Raw genomic sequence first — 13,416 nt, 5'->3', positions numbered from 1 at the left:
GGGCGAGACCCTATCCGAGCGAGGTAGCCTCCCCCGGTGCCGACGACCGATGCGCGCGTCCTGGCCGGCCGCCACGTGGTGTTCCTGAGCTGGCGCGACCAGGGCAACCCCGAGGGCGGCGGCGCCGAGCGCTACCTGGAGAAGATGGCCGCCGGGCTGGTCGCCCGCGGCTGCCGGGTCACGATCTTCAGCGCGGCGTACGCCGGCGCCGCGCCCACCGAGGTGATCGCCGGCGTCCGCTACGTGCGCCGCGGCTCCAAGCTGTCGGTCTACCTGCAGGGCCTCCGGCTGCTGGCGACGGGCCGGCTCGGGCACGTCGACGTGGTGGTCGACGTGCAGAACGGGATGCCGTTCCTGTCGCGGCTGGTCACCCGGCGGCCGGTCATCGTGCTGGTCCACCACGTCCACCGCGAGCAGTGGCCGGTCGTCTACCCGGGCCTGACCGGCCGGGTCGGCTGGTGGATCGAGCGCCGGCTCGCGCCGTACCTCTACCGCCGCTGCCAGTACGTCGTGGTGTCGCGGGCGACCCGCGACGAGCTGCGGGAGCTGGGCGTGCGCGGCCCGCGGGTCGCGGTCGTCCACAACGGCACCGACCCGGTCGTCGCGACCGGGGCCCGCGAGTCCGCGCACCCCACGGTCTGCGTGGTCGGGCGGCTGGTGCCGCACAAGCAGGTCGAGCACGCCGTCGACGCGGTCCTGGCCCTGCGCGAGCAGCTGCCCGACCTGCGGCTGCGCATCGTCGGCAGCGGCTGGTGGGAGGCCGAGCTGCGGCGCTTCGTGCAGGAGCGGGGCGCGGGTGACGCCGTCGTCTTCGAGGGGCATGTGTCCGAGGTCCGCAAGCAGGAGGTCTACGAGGAGTCGTGGGTGATGGCGCTGCCCTCGGTGAAGGAGGGCTGGGGCCTGGTCGTGGGCGAGGCCGCCGCGCACGGCACCCCCACGGTGGCCTACTCCGGGGCCGGTGGGACCCGCGAGTCGATCCGGCACGGGATCTCCGGCCTGCTGGTCGAGACCCCCGAGGAGCTGACCGCCGCGCTGGGCCGGGTGCTGCACGACCTCGAGCTGCGCCGCGCCCTCGCCGAGGGCGCGCGGGTGCACAGCGTGCGGTTCAGCTGGGGGCACGCCCAGTCGGCGTTCGCGCACGTGGTGGCCTCCGCACTGCGCGGCGAGCTGGTCGACAGCCAGGACGCAGTCGAGGAGTAGCGGGAGGCTGCGGCCTACGGGGCCGTCCCGTAGTCGATGACCGGCTGACTGACGTTGGCCGGCGACTGGCCGGGCCCGTCGGTCTGCGACTCGATCACGCCGATCAGGGTCACGCCCGCAAGGGTGCCGCCGACGACGATGCCGGCCGCACTCAACACGACTGGGTGCACGATGAATCCCCCTCTCCCGGACGGGAAAACTACCACCCGGTAGGCCCAGAATCCGCCCTTTTGCGGCGCTTTCGCCAAAGCACGGGAACAATCGCGACCAAGGGCCCGGCCAGGTAGGCCGTCCAGCCCCCCGCGACCATCGCCACGCGGCCCAGGGAGCTCGTGCGCTCCTGCACCGGCGCGTCGACGCGGGTGACGGTCAGGGCGGGCCCCCGGTGCACGACCGTCCCCGCCACCGGCGCGTCGTAGCGGCTCGAGGCGGGCACCCCGTGCTCCTGCACCACCAGCCCGACCCCGAGCGACCCGAGCCGCTGCGCCCGCTGGGCCGGGTCGTCGGCCTGCAGCGCCGCAAGCACCTGCGGCACCCGCGGGTCCTCCCCCGCCAGCACCTGGCGGGAGACACCGAGCTCGTCGCTGGCCAGATAGTCGCGGGTCAGGTAGCGGCCGACCGGGTCCAGCACCTTGCGGTCGTGGTTCCACGACGGCGCGCGGTAGCTGGTGAACGGCAGCAGCAGCACGTCGCCCGGCGCCGGGCTGGCCGCGACGGCCGCCCGGGCGGCGGCGTAGTCGGCCGGGTAGGACACCGGCTGCAGCCGTCCGGCGAGCCCCCAGGCGGCGTCGGGCAGCAGCGCCAGCGGCAGCAGCGCCCCGGCGAGGGCGACCAGGACGCGGGCGTCGGCGTCGCGCACCCGGACGGCGAGCCGGTCGAGGGCGGCCGCGACCAGGGCGGCCAGGAGCGGGCCGCACAGCGCCAACCACCGGCCGCCGTCGCGCAGCAGCCCGCCCCCGGGCACGTGGGCGGCCAGCCGGCCGGTGGCACCGGGCAGCGCCCAGGTGCCGGCCGCGAGCAGGAAGCCGACCGCCCACAGCCCGACCAGCGCCCCGGTCGTGCGATCGCCCAGGCGGCGGCGCAGCGGGCGGAGTCCGTACGCCGCGGCGCCGACGAGCGCGACCGTGCCCAGCCCGGTCAGCAGCAGGCTGTGCCGCGAGCCCGGGACCACCTCGGAGTTCCAGACACCGCCCAGGGTCAGCGCAGCGAGCGGACCCGGCAGCGAGCCCTCGCGGCCGAGCCGGAACACCGACCCCGCGGTGGTCGACGTGGCCGTCGTGACGTGCAGCAGGCCGGCCACCAGCCACGGCGCGTTCGCCGCCAGGCAGGCTGCGACGAGCAGCAGGTTGCGCCGTCGCCGCCCACGCCCGAGGCCGGGGACCAGCAGGGCCAGCGCCGAGGCCAGCCCCGCGCCGGCGCTCAGCGAGCCCAGGGGCAGCAGCAGCCAGGGCAGCACCCCGACCCGCTCGCCGCGCCGGTAGCGGGCGCCCTCGAGGACCAGCCACGGCAGCACGGCGTACCCCAGCAGCACGGTCCAGTGCCCCAGGCCCAGCCGCTCGGCGACGAACGGGTTCCACACGTAGACGCTGACCGCGGCGAGGCCCCCGACCGGCGTGCCTCCGGCCAGCCGCAGCGCGCCGAACCCCGCGAGCAGCAGCGCCCCGAGCAGCACGACCTTCTGCAGCAGCATGCCCGGCACCAGCTCGTCGAGCACCGCGACGACCGCGTCCGAGGGCACCGCGCGCGGGAGCGCGGTGCCCAGGCCGAGGAAGTCCGGGCGCATCGCCAGGTCGGGGACCCAGACCATGTCGTAGCTCAGGACGTAGCCGGCCCCCAGCGCCGGGCCGAGCAGCAGCAGCGGCAGCAGCACCGCCCAGGCCCGGGGCAGCAGCCGGAGGACCGGGCCGGTGCTCACAACGGCAGCCGGCGGAACAACGGTCGCGGCACGTGTCGCAGCCCGGACATCACCCCGCGCAACGGCGCCGGCACCCAGATCAGCTCGTCGCGGCGGGCGACGCCGCGCACCACCGCGTCGGCGACCTGCTCGGCGGTCACCGACAACGGGGCGGGGCTGCGGCCGGCGGTCATCCGGGTGCGCACGAATCCCGGGCGGACGACCAGCACGCCCGCGCCGGAGCCGCGCAGCGCCTCGCCCAGGCCGAGGTAGAAGCCGTCCATCCCGGCCTTGGTCGAGCCGTAGACGAAGTTGGAGCGCCGGACCCGTTCGCCCGCCACCGAGGAGAGCGCCACGATCATGCCGTGCCCCTGCCGCCGCATGACGTCGGCGAGGCAGACGCCGACGCTGACCGCGCCGGTGTAGTTGACCCGGGCCAGCCGGGTGGCGGCGGCGTGGTCCTGCCAGGCCTGCTCCTCGTCGCCGAGCACGCCGAAGGCCACGATCGCCACGTCGATGTCGTGCTCGCGAGACACCGCGTCGATCAGCGCGGGGTGCTCCTCGGTGCGCTCGGCGTCGAAGTCGACCACCTCCACCTCCAGCCCGAGCGACTCCACGTGCGCGGCGGCGGCGTCGCGGCGCGGGCCGGGCCGGGCTGCGAGCACCACGAGCGGGCGGCAGGTGCGGGCCCACGCGGCGACGACCGCCTGCGCGATCTCGCTGGTGCCGCCGAGCAGCAGCACGGTCTGGGGCCGGCCGAGCGCGTTGATCATCGTGTCTGCCTCACAGGCCCAGTCGCCGGGCCAGGTCGGAGCGGAAGACGCCGGTCGGGTCGACGCGTCGTCGTACGGACCGGAAGTCCGCCAGCCGCGGGTACATCTGGGGTAGCCGGGCGGGGTCGAGCCGGGCGTCCTTGGCGAGGTAGACCCGGCCGCCGACCGCGGCGACGAGCCGGTCGAGCTCGTCGAGCAGCGGGGCCAGGCCGGCCCGGGCCGGCAGGTCGAGGGCCAGGGTCCAGCCGGGCATCGGGAACGACAGCGGCGCCTCGTCGCCCGGGCCGAACCGCTTGAGCACCGACAGGAACGAGGCGTGCCCCTGGCGCGCGACCCGGTCGACGACCAGCGCCACGGTGTCCGCGGCCCGGTCGGGCACGACGCACTGGTACTGCACGAAGCCGCGCGGCCCGTAGAGGCGGTTCCAGTCCGCCACCCCGTCGAGGGGATGGAAGAACGCCGCGAGCGGCTGCAGCTCGCCGGTGCGGTGCCGCGGTGCCCGCCGGAACCACGCCTCGTTGAAGCCGCGGACGGTCAGCGGCCGCACCAGCCCGCCGGGCACCCCGGGCGGCACCCGGAGGCGCGCGCCGCCGGGGGCGACGAGGGGTCGCGCGGCGGCGGAGGTGTCGAGCTCGTCGCGCCGCGCGTGCTCTCCGCGGGTGAGCACCGAGCGGCCGAGGCTGCGGCCACGCGCCAGGGTGTCGATCCAGGCGACGGAGTAGGTCACGTCCCGGTCCCCGGTGCGCATCTCCTCCATCACCGAATCGAGGTCGGGATGCCGGGTCGTGGTCACCGTCATCCACGAGCTCTCGACCGGGATCGTGCGGAGCACCGCCGAGGTGATCACGCCGGTGAGACCCATCCCGCCGACGGTCGCCCAGAACAGCTCGGGGTCGCGGTCCGGTCCGACCTCGTGGACGCTGCCGTCGGCGAGGACCAGCTCCAGCGAGACCACGTGCCGCCCGAAGCTGCCGGCCACGTGGTGGCTCTTGCCGTGCACGTCGCAGGCGACGCAACCGCCGACGGTGACGTAGCGGGTGCCCGGCGTGACGGGGACGAACCGGCCGCGCGGCAGCAGCTCGGCCATCAGGTCGTGCAGGCTGGTGCCCGCCGAGACCCGCACGGTGCCGGGTCGCCCGTCCGGCTCGTGCTCGATCCGGGTGGGCAGCGGGAGGAGCACCTCCCCTCCGGCGTTCTGCGCGGGGTCGCCGTACGACCGGCCGAGCCCGCGGGCGACCAGGCCGCGCGGGCCGGCCCGGCGTACGAGCTCGGCGACCTCGGCGGCGCCGTCCGCCACGCGACGGGTCGTCGCCACCGTGGGCGCGGTGCGCCCCCAGCCGGCCAGCATCCGGCCCCCCCCCGCGAGCTGTCCCGACCCCTTGCCGGGCGACTGCTCAGACATCGGCGACCCCCAGCGTCAGCAGCACCAGCCACACCAGGCCGACCGCCTGCAACAGCCGGTCGCCCCAGACGATGTCCTCCGGCTCGGCCGCCTCACCGGCGTCGATGTCCACGGCGTAGCGCAGCACGCCCACCACGAACGGCACGATCGACAACGCGTGCCAGGGCACGGTCGAGCGGCCGGCGCTGTCGAACGCCCACAGGCAGTACGCCGTGATCGTCGCGGTGGCGGCGATGCTCCACACGAATCGAAGGTACGTGTCGGTGTAGCGCACCAGCGAACGCCGGGTACCGGCCTCGCTCCCCAGCGTGTGCAGCTCGGAGTAGCGCTTGCCCGCGACGATGAACAACGACCCGAACCCGGCGACCAGCAGGAACCAGTCGGAGATCGGCAGCCCGGCGGCCAGGCCACCGGCGACCGCACGCATGAGGAAGCCGCTGGTGACCACGGCGAGGTCGAGCACCGGCTCGTGCTTGAGCCGCCAGGAGTAGAGCAGCGAGGCCGCGAGGTAGGCGGCCAGGAGCGTGCCCAGCTCCCACCCGTTCGCGAAGCCGACCAGCAGCGCGCCCGCGGCGAGGACGACCGCGACGGCGAGCGCGATCGGCACCGCGAGGTGGCCCGCGGCGATCGGGCGGAGTCGCTTGCGCGGGTGCAGCCGGTCGGCCTCGATGTCGAGGCAGTCGTTGAAGAGGTAGACCGCCGAGGACAGCAGGCAGAACGAGACGAACGCGACGACGGTCGCGCCGAGCACGCCCGGCTCGGCGATCTGGCCGGCCGCGAGCGGCGCGGCGACCACCAGGAGGTTCTTGGTCCACTGCTTCGGTCGCATGGACCGCAGCACGGCACCGGGAAGACCCACGGCGGGAGTGTATGAGAACCACGCGCCCCGCGCGGGCGTTGCGTGGCTTGCGCCGAGCTGCCCGTTACGCTCCCTCCCCGTGACGTCGAGACCGGGCCGGGTGGCCTCGTTGCTGGGCGGCGGCGGGTCGATCGCCGTCGCCATGGGCGTCATGAACGTCGCGACCTACGGCTTCACCATGATCGCGGCGAGGCTGCTGGGCCCCCGCGACTACGGCGCCTTCGCCGGTCTGATGGCCACGCTGCTGGTCGTCACGGTGATCCAGCTGGGCCTGCAGGCGACCGCGGCGCGACGGATCTCGGCGGACCCAGACCACGTCGGCCAGATCGAGCACACCATCCTCGGCGTCACCTACCGGGCGGCGCTGGCGCTGTTCGTGCTGCTGCTGGTCCTCACTCCGGTCATCGACGCGCTGCTGCGCCTGGACAGCATGCCGACCGCGGCGCTGGTGGCGGTGATCTCGGTGCCGCTCACGGTCATGGGCGGCCAGGCCGGCATCCTGCAGGGGGAACGGCGCTGGTGGCAGCTGTCGGTGCTCTACGTGCTCTCCGGCGTCCCGCGGCTGATCATCGGCACGGCGCTGATCTGGTGGCGACCCAGCGAGTCCGCCGCGCTGGTCGGCATCGCGCTCGGCGCGGTCACCCCGGTGATCGCCGGCTGGTGGTTCCTGCGACGTGAACGCGCGCCCGGTTCGGTGAGCGAGCGGCACGGCTTCCGCTCCGTGATGCTCGAGACCTTCCACAACAGCCAGGCGCTGCTGGCGTTCTTCGCGCTCTCCAACGCCGACGTGATCGTGGCCCGCAACGTGCTGCCCGAGCACGAGGCGGGCCTCTACGCCGGCGGGATCATCCTCACCAAGGCGGTGCTGTTCCTGCCGCAGTTCGTCGTCGTCGTGGCGTTCCCCTCGATGTCCACGATCGCCGAGCAGCGGCGGGCGCTGACCCTGAGCCTGTCCCTGGTCACCGGCATCGGGCTCGTGGTCACTCTCGGCGCCGCGGTGCTCCCCCGGCTGGCGCTGGTCTTCGTGGGCGGCCGGCAGTACGCCGACATCACCGACGACCTCGCCGGATTCGCGGTGCTGGGCACCGTGCTCGCCGCCCTCCAGCTGCTCGTCTACTCGGTGCTCGCCCGGCAGGCGCACCGTTCGGTGCTGCTGGTGTGGGCGGCCCTCGTCGTCCTGGTGGTGGTCGGCTCGCTGTCCACCACGTTCGGACAGCTGCTGCTGGCCGTCGTCCTCGTCGACGCGGCCCTCTTCGCCGCCCTGCTGGCGCTCGGACTGCGCCGGGCCCGGCCCGCGGAGCCGGCGGCCGCCTGAGGCCGACCGGCGGCCCGAAGGCCTCGCGCACCGGGACTCTCGGCGAGACCATGGAGGCATGTTCATCGACACCGTGCCCGAGGAACGCGCCGCGGACCGCCTCGCGGCGTACTACCAGCAGCAGCGGAGCGTCTGGGGGTTCCTGCCGAACTACGCGGCGGCGTTCTCGACGCGCCCGGACGTCGCGGAGGCCTGGAACCTCCTGAGCGCCACCGTGCGCGACGGGATGGACCGGCGCCGCTTCGAGATCGCCACGATCGCCGCGGCCCGAGCGCTGCGGTCGACGTACTGCACCGCCGCGCACTCGATGTTCCTGCGGGACGTGTGCGGCGACGAGCCCACGATGGTCGTCCTCGCGGAGGATCCCGACGGCGCCGGCCTGGAGGAGCAGGACCGCGCGGTCTACCGCTTCGCGGCGCAGGTGGCCGGTGACGCCGCCTCGATCGGCCAGGACGACGTCGACGAACTCCGCGCCGTAGGGCTCACGGACGCCGAGATCGCCGACGTGGTCTTCGCGGTCGCCGCTCGGTGCTTCTTCACCAGGGTGCTGGACGGGCTCGGGGCGCAGCTGGACGTCCAGACGGCCCGGACCTTCCCACCGGACGTCCTCGCCGCCCTGGTCGTGGGTCGGCCGGTCGCCCAGGACTGAAGCGGTGCGGCCGGCGTGACGCTGCTCCAGGCGCCCCGGCGGGCCGGAGATTCTTTACTTTCGATTTTGCTGGTCCTGTGCAACAAGGGCGGTTCTGGGCCCCGGAGTGTCGGTGCCGGGTGCTTGCATGGATGCATGTTGATCACCGACCCGGCCGGCGAACCCGTGGAGCTCGACGAGCTCGACGGCGACGCCACGCTGTCGGTGTTGACGAGCCTGAAGGTGCAGGCGCGGGCGGTCGAGCGGGACAAGCTGCGGGTCGTGGCGCACTGGTGCGTGTTGCACCCCGCCACCGCCGAGGACGGCGTCGCCACCTTCGACCCCTCCGGCCTGCCCGGCGTGCTGGGCCAGGAGGAGTCCCTGGGTGGCGAGGGCTGCCCGCCGGTCGCGGCGTTCACCCCCGAGCCCCTGGCCGCCACCTTGGGGATCTCCAAGCACGCGGTGCGCCAGCTGATCGCCGACGCCCTGGACCTGGGCCACCGGCTGCCCCGCTGCCGGCGGCGGGTCGAGGCGCTGGAGGTGGAGGCGTTCAAGGCCCGCCGGGTCGCCCAGCTGACCCACCCGCTGTCGCAGGCGGCGGCCGCGCAGGTCGACGCGGCCCTGGCCCCGGTGTTGCACTCGTGCTCGTTCGCGGCGATCGAGCGTGCCGTGGCGGCCGCGATCGCCGCGCATCATCCCGAGCTGGTCGCCGAGCGGGAGAAGAAGGGCAAGGACGCCTGGGACGTCACCCTTCACCACCCCGGCCCCACCGACTTTGCGGGCACGTCCTGGCTCGAGGCGACCGGGGACACCTTGGACCTGACCGCGTTCTATGACCGGGTCGGCCAGATCGCCGCCGACCTCGCCGACGCCGGGGACACCGACCCCCTCGGCGCCCGGAAGGCCAAAGCACTCGGGGTGCTGGCCCGCCAGGGCCTCGACGCCGCGGAGGCCGACCTGGCCACCCTGGTCGGGGCCAGCCAGCCGGATCAGGCTCCACCGGCCCGGCCGACGCCGTCGCGCTCACGCAAGCCGAAGACCCACCTCTTCATGCACTTCACGCTGCTCGAGGCACTCGGCCTCGCGGTCGATGACGAACTGGTGTGCGGCCAGGTCGAGAGACTCGGCCCGGTGCTGGAGGAGGCCATCGCGTCCTGGGTGCGCACCTCACACGCCACCATCACCCCGGTGTTGGACCTCAACCGGTGCTGGGCCGTGGACGGCCACGACGTCCCCGCCGCGATGCGTGAACAGGTCGTCCAACGCGACAAGCACTGCGTGCACCCCTACTGCGCCACCGACGCCCGGGCCTGCGACCTGGACCACATCACCCCCTACCGCCCGATGGACGAAGGCGGGCCACCGGGCCAGACCAACCCCGACAACCTCGCGCCCCTCTGCCGAAGACACCACCGCGCCAAAACCTCAGGCCGATGGCGCTACCAACGCGACCCCACCACCGGCAACTACCACTGGACCGGCCCCCACCACCGCCACTACCTCACCACCCCCCTCGGCACCCTCGAGCACCAGCCGAACTGACGCGCCCTAGGTCTTACTGGGTGTGTCCCATTTCGCCGGAGCCTCGGCGCGACCGTTTACCGGATCAGCCGACGGTCGGGCGTTCAGGTCACGACACGTGCGAGTGGTCGCCTTGATGAGAAGTGGGATGCCTAGTGCCCGCCTTACCCTTCCGACTGGCGAACGGGACCGGACGGTTGCTGCTCGGTTTGCTCGGCCTGGTGGTCGCCGTGGCAGTCGTTGCCAGTGTCATTCGCGTACAGCAAGTCCACGACTACGGCTGGGAATGGACGTTGTTCCCTTCGGCTGCCCGGCCCAAGATCCACTTCGAGGGCCGCGACTACGACCGCGGCGGCGAGCAGTCCGGAGTGGTTCCGCGTGGCTACGTGCTCGAGGGAGAAACCTTCGGCGAGGGAGAGATCTACAAGTCCGGGCTTGACAGAGGCACGAGCACAGTCATCTACGTCAAGGACGGGCGGCATGTGTATGCGTACGGATTGATGGGTGCCCCTAGAGCGAGCGTCCGGATCTAGCCGCGATCCGCGCGGTCATGCCGATGAGCGGTCGTGCAAATCGCCTATGCGACCGACACCGGCGTGGAATCATCACGTTCATGGCGCGCCTTCTCGGACTCGTCCCCCTCCTTCTCGCTACGGTCTTCGCGTCACCAGCCGTCGCCGACGTGTCCGCGCAAGATCAGGCCGCCACGGACTTCGCTTTCATGAATGTCCACGACCGCAAACACGACGTCTACCTGGGCGCGTACTCCGAGGGCACCGAACTCACGAAGGTCGAGAAGTCGCTACTCCGGGGTGCGGAACTACTCTCCTACGATCTGACCATCGACCGCGACGCGCAGATCCCGCACCTCCGGATCACGCTGAAGGTTGCCAACGTGACGACGAGGACCAGGAGCCTCCACCAGCGCTACGGTCTCGACTTCGGCGAAACGGGCGGCCTGAACGTGGAGGTCTCGCGCACGATCTCGCAGGTCCACGTATTCAAGGCCGAAGAGCTGGGCGACACATGCCACCGCGCGGCCGTGCGAGTGCGACCCAAGGCCAACATCCTCGCGATACGAGTGCCCCTGAGCTGCTTGGGTCGTACCAACATCAGTGCTGCGACGATCATGCCGGACACCGAGTTCGTCGTACTGCGCGACAAGCAGGCCATCGGCTTCTCGGTCGACCAGGGCCGCACAACGCGGGAACTTCCTCTGACTCCAGCCACATCCTGATCCAACGGTCTGTGGTCGCGCGGATCTCCCGGCGAGCCGCAGTCCAGATGAGAGCCACACCCAGAAACCGGATGGGCAGCCGCGATTGAGAGCGTCCCGCCGGACACCTGGACCGAAGTCTGGCCAGACACCGATCCTGCGGGAAGTCTCCTAGTAGCCGCGATCCGCGCGGATCTGCCGATGTGCGGGCGTTCGGCGTAGGCCACCTTTCGCCGCTCGCTTCTATGCTTCGCGACGTGGTGATGGTCGATGGCGTGCCGAGGTACGAGGTCCGCTTGGCGCGAGCGGGGGAGGAAGATGCGATCTGCGACGTCTGCCGCGAGGGCTTCACGGTGTCGTCCAATGGTCTGCTCCCGACAGCCGCCGTCGAGCGGCGGGCTCAGCAGTACTACAACCCAACGCGGGTGCGCCACGAGATCGCCACGGCCGGTGCCGACCTCGGCTGGCAGGGGTACGTTGTGGCCGTCTCAGAAGCGGGTGGCGTCCTGGGCGCTGCTGGTGGTGGGATCACTGACCACACAGTCGGCAACGTCTACGTGCTCTACCTCAACGTGGCTCTTCGTGGCCGCGGCATCGGCACTGCACTACTCGACTTCGTCACCCAGCAGCAGAGATCCGAGGGCGCGACCGAACAGTGGGTGTCGGTGACGGAAGGCAACGATCTCGGCATCCCCTTCTACCTCGCTCGCGGCTTCGTTGTCCGCGACCGAGTCCCGTTCGACGTGGCCGATGACGGAACCGTAGGAGCGCATTCGCTGCGGATGAGCCGCCCAATCTAGGTCAGCAAACGTCCGGATCTGCCGCGATCCGCGCGGACTGCCGATGTGCGTGCCATGCCGGCGAGGACCATGCTTCACATCCCGGCTGTGTCGACGCACGTGGGCGCCGGTGGGTACTCCGGACCGGGGCGCCCGAGGGGCCGGTACAGCGAGCACCCCGAGGACGGGACCACTCAGTGGCAACGTGGCACGGGGCTGATCCGGCCAGTCGGGCCTCGGGGGTCCAGGGTTAGGTCACGGGCCAGGCGTCGTAGGTAACTTCAGACGACTCACCGAAGTGTCTCGTCAAGGCGGCAAAGATGCGCTCGCCTTCCTCAGCGTAGTTCTGGCGAATCGCCTCCTCGCTCCAGCCTTTCTCGGCGTCGAAGGATGTCAAGAAGACGCTGTTCCAGCGTTCGATCCTGGAACGGAGTGTTGCGTCGTCGACCGAAGAGGACGGCATCTCCTCGAAGTCGATCCACACAGGGAAGTCGCAGCAGTACTCCGCCATCAGTTTCACGCGCATGGCCCTGTTGTACCCCGCTGAAGCACTGTCGTCCTCTACGTCCGCGGCTACACAGCCGGCCCTGAGCCATGCGTTTCGCGGTCAGCAGGCGATCCTGCGCGTCGGGTCATGCCGCGAGTCGCGACTCCGCTCATGGCGATGAGCGCGCACCCGCAGTCACATGCAGATGTACTTGGCCTTCGGTGCGGGTCTGAAGACCAGCACCTCGGGGATGGCATCGCTCACGAACACGGCTCGGTTCTCCGATGGTCGGGTGAGCGTGCCACGGATAAGCCCAGGCCACCCGTGAGGCGCATTGCCATTCCCGTCATCGCGAAGCCTGGTGCGCCAGGTCTCGCCGTCGATTCTGGCGAACTCGACCCCGCAGTGTGAGTACACCGCGAATGCAGCTCGACTGCCCACAGGCATGGAATCCCGTGCAGACGCCTGGACATGGGATGGCTCCGACTCGGACGCGGAGCAGCCCGCCAAGAGCAGCGCAAGGCCAAGGGTGAACAAGGCGACTCGCGGGCGCATGGACATGAACAGTAGACGCGTTTCAGGCTGAACTGGCTCCAACCGCAACATCCGCTCACGCCGCAGATAGCGCGGAGCGGACGACAGCCGTCGCCGATATTAACCCCGGGCGATGGCGGACCCCAGCTGGTGGGTTCCGTTGTGTGGCCCTGTGTACAGCTGCGCTACTTCCGGCGGGTTCTGAAGCGCGGGAGCTCAGCGGACTTGGCGAGGTGGGCCAAGGCTGGGGGGACGATCAGCGCGCCGGACTCACTGATGACGCAGGTGTCGTCGTGAACGTCGACGAGGCGCGTCCGTCCGAAGGAGATGGAAATCTTGTTCGCGCGGTCGATGTGCTCGCGCACCGTCCGGCGTGGCTGGGACTGTTCCAGCTCCTCGCTGAAGGTCGTGGCGAGGTGTTCGTGACTGAAGGACTCCTCAGGCCGGTCGGCCAGCCATCCGAGGATGTGCTGGCCGACCGGCTCCAAGCATTCGAGGACGAAGGTTGCGTCTTGGATGTCCTCAGGGTCCAGCGACCACGGTTGGGTCATCGCAACCTCTCATCAGGACGGGGCGAGTCCTCGTGCGCACGTAGCGCTGTCCGAGCCCAGCAACGACTCGTTGGAGTCACGGTAGACCTTCACGACCAGACACTCGTCGAACTTCCCGGGCCGCATGATCCGACACGCGTAGTGCCGCAGATGGCGTGCGCTGCAGCCATCCGGACATGCCGCGCTGAGGTGCGAACCCGGGGGCCTCATGCGACCGCGGGAGGGTGGAGCCAGCCGGACGCTGAACAGGTGGTGTT

14 protein-coding genes are annotated in these 13,416 nt (G+C 71.6%); 7 read left to right on the top strand and 7 right to left on the bottom strand.

What is annotated here, in order from left to right; genetic code table 11:
- Window positions 1-36 precede the first annotated feature (36 nt).
- A complete protein-coding gene (locus tag BJZ21_RS08165) occupies window positions 37-1,200 on the top strand; it encodes a glycosyltransferase (protein ID WP_179663278.1) in 1,164 nt (387 codons plus the stop codon).
- 14 nt (window positions 1,201-1,214) lie between these two features.
- Here the strand turns inward: BJZ21_RS08165 and BJZ21_RS08160 are convergent, their stop codons facing one another.
- From BJZ21_RS08160 to BJZ21_RS08140, 5 genes are read right to left on the bottom strand one after another with little or no spacing between them, the layout of a single operon-like run.
- Window positions 1,215-1,370 (bottom strand): hypothetical protein, encoded by a 156-nt coding sequence (locus tag BJZ21_RS08160; protein WP_179663277.1) that lies wholly within the window; start codon window positions 1,368-1,370, stop codon window positions 1,215-1,217.
- A 29-nt stretch (window positions 1,371-1,399) separates the two neighbouring features.
- On the bottom strand, window positions 1,400-3,115 hold the full coding sequence (locus tag BJZ21_RS08155; RefSeq protein ID WP_179663276.1) for an MmpA family trehalose lipid delivery protein: 1,716 nt from the start codon (window positions 3,113-3,115) through the stop codon (window positions 1,400-1,402).
- Window positions 3,112-3,867, bottom strand: a complete 756-nt coding sequence (dprE2, locus tag BJZ21_RS08150; protein WP_179663275.1) for a decaprenylphospho-beta-D-erythro-pentofuranosid-2-ulose 2-reductase — start codon at window positions 3,865-3,867, stop codon at window positions 3,112-3,114. The genes BJZ21_RS08155 and dprE2 overlap by 4 nt, the downstream gene beginning before the upstream one ends.
- A 10-nt stretch (window positions 3,868-3,877) precedes the next feature.
- Window positions 3,878-5,269 (bottom strand): FAD-binding oxidoreductase, encoded by a 1,392-nt coding sequence (gene dprE1 / locus BJZ21_RS08145; RefSeq protein WP_246298472.1) that lies wholly within the window; start codon window positions 5,267-5,269, stop codon window positions 3,878-3,880.
- On the bottom strand, window positions 5,262-6,128 hold the full coding sequence (locus BJZ21_RS08140; RefSeq protein WP_343052032.1) for a decaprenyl-phosphate phosphoribosyltransferase: 867 nt from the start codon (window positions 6,126-6,128) through the stop codon (window positions 5,262-5,264). The genes dprE1 and BJZ21_RS08140 overlap by 8 nt, the downstream gene beginning before the upstream one ends.
- A gap of 79 nt (window positions 6,129-6,207) precedes the next feature.
- Between BJZ21_RS08140 and BJZ21_RS08135 the strand changes: the two genes are divergently transcribed.
- The 6 genes from BJZ21_RS08135 (at window position 6,208) to BJZ21_RS08110 (ending at window position 11,608) form a co-directional block, all read left to right on the top strand.
- A complete protein-coding gene (locus tag BJZ21_RS08135) occupies window positions 6,208-7,443 on the top strand; it encodes an oligosaccharide flippase family protein (protein ID WP_179661872.1) in 1,236 nt (411 codons plus the stop codon).
- Window positions 7,444-7,501: 58 nt separating this feature from the next.
- Window positions 7,502-8,092 carry a carboxymuconolactone decarboxylase family protein gene (locus BJZ21_RS08130; protein ID WP_179663273.1) on the top strand — a complete coding sequence of 197 codons (591 nt, stop codon included), beginning with the start codon at window positions 7,502-7,504 and terminating at the stop codon, window positions 8,090-8,092.
- 135 nt (window positions 8,093-8,227) lie between these two features.
- Window positions 8,228-9,613, top strand: a complete 1,386-nt coding sequence (locus BJZ21_RS08125) for an HNH endonuclease (protein WP_179663272.1) — start codon at window positions 8,228-8,230, stop codon at window positions 9,611-9,613.
- A 134-nt stretch (window positions 9,614-9,747) separates the two neighbouring features.
- Complete coding sequence (locus BJZ21_RS08120; RefSeq protein ID WP_179663271.1) at window positions 9,748-10,125, top strand: hypothetical protein; 378 nt, start codon at window positions 9,748-9,750, stop codon at window positions 10,123-10,125.
- A gap of 80 nt (window positions 10,126-10,205) precedes the next feature.
- Window positions 10,206-10,829 carry a hypothetical protein gene (locus BJZ21_RS08115; RefSeq protein WP_179663270.1) on the top strand — a complete coding sequence of 208 codons (624 nt, stop codon included), beginning with the start codon at window positions 10,206-10,208 and terminating at the stop codon, window positions 10,827-10,829.
- 242 nt (window positions 10,830-11,071) lie between these two features.
- Complete coding sequence (locus BJZ21_RS08110) at window positions 11,072-11,608, top strand: GNAT family N-acetyltransferase (RefSeq protein ID WP_246298947.1); 537 nt, start codon at window positions 11,072-11,074, stop codon at window positions 11,606-11,608.
- 229 nt (window positions 11,609-11,837) lie between these two features.
- On the opposite strand, the gene BJZ21_RS08105 is transcribed toward BJZ21_RS08110, so the two are convergent.
- Both BJZ21_RS08105 and BJZ21_RS08100 read right to left on the bottom strand, forming a co-directional pair.
- Window positions 11,838-12,113 carry a hypothetical protein gene (locus BJZ21_RS08105; RefSeq protein ID WP_179663268.1) on the bottom strand — a complete coding sequence of 92 codons (276 nt, stop codon included), beginning with the start codon at window positions 12,111-12,113 and terminating at the stop codon, window positions 11,838-11,840.
- A gap of 680 nt (window positions 12,114-12,793) precedes the next feature.
- Window positions 12,794-13,159 (bottom strand): hypothetical protein, encoded by a 366-nt coding sequence (locus BJZ21_RS08100; RefSeq protein WP_179663267.1) that lies wholly within the window; start codon window positions 13,157-13,159, stop codon window positions 12,794-12,796.
- Window positions 13,160-13,416 lie beyond the last annotated feature (257 nt).

Origin of the sequence: Nocardioides panaciterrulae (assembly GCF_013409645.1) — a bacterium.
In the GTDB taxonomy this organism is placed as follows: domain Bacteria; phylum Actinomycetota; class Actinomycetes; order Propionibacteriales; family Nocardioidaceae; genus Nocardioides; species Nocardioides panaciterrulae.
The sequence above is the reverse complement of the archived record's forward strand: the minus strand, read 5'-3'. Positions and strand labels throughout refer to the sequence as shown.

Excerpts from the sequence above, each read along its gene's own strand:
- dprE2 (WP_179663275.1), bottom strand. The coding sequence starts at position 3,867 with ATGATCAACGCGCTCGGCCGGCCCCAGACCGTGCTGCTGCTCGGCGGC.
- dprE1 (WP_246298472.1), bottom strand. The coding sequence starts at position 5,269 with ATGTCTGAGCAGTCGCCCGGCAAGGGGTCGGGACAGCTCGCGGGGGGG.
- BJZ21_RS08130 (WP_179663273.1), top strand. The coding sequence starts at position 7,502 with ATGTTCATCGACACCGTGCCCGAGGAACGCGCCGCGGACCGCCTCGCG.
- BJZ21_RS08125 (WP_179663272.1), top strand. The coding sequence starts at position 8,228 with ATGTTGATCACCGACCCGGCCGGCGAACCCGTGGAGCTCGACGAGCTC.
- BJZ21_RS08115 (WP_179663270.1), top strand. The coding sequence starts at position 10,206 with ATGGCGCGCCTTCTCGGACTCGTCCCCCTCCTTCTCGCTACGGTCTTC.
- BJZ21_RS08110 (WP_246298947.1), top strand. The coding sequence starts at position 11,072 with ATGGTCGATGGCGTGCCGAGGTACGAGGTCCGCTTGGCGCGAGCGGGG.
- BJZ21_RS08105 (WP_179663268.1), bottom strand. The coding sequence starts at position 12,113 with ATGCGCGTGAAACTGATGGCGGAGTACTGCTGCGACTTCCCTGTGTGG.
- BJZ21_RS08100 (WP_179663267.1), bottom strand. The coding sequence starts at position 13,159 with ATGACCCAACCGTGGTCGCTGGACCCTGAGGACATCCAAGACGCAACC.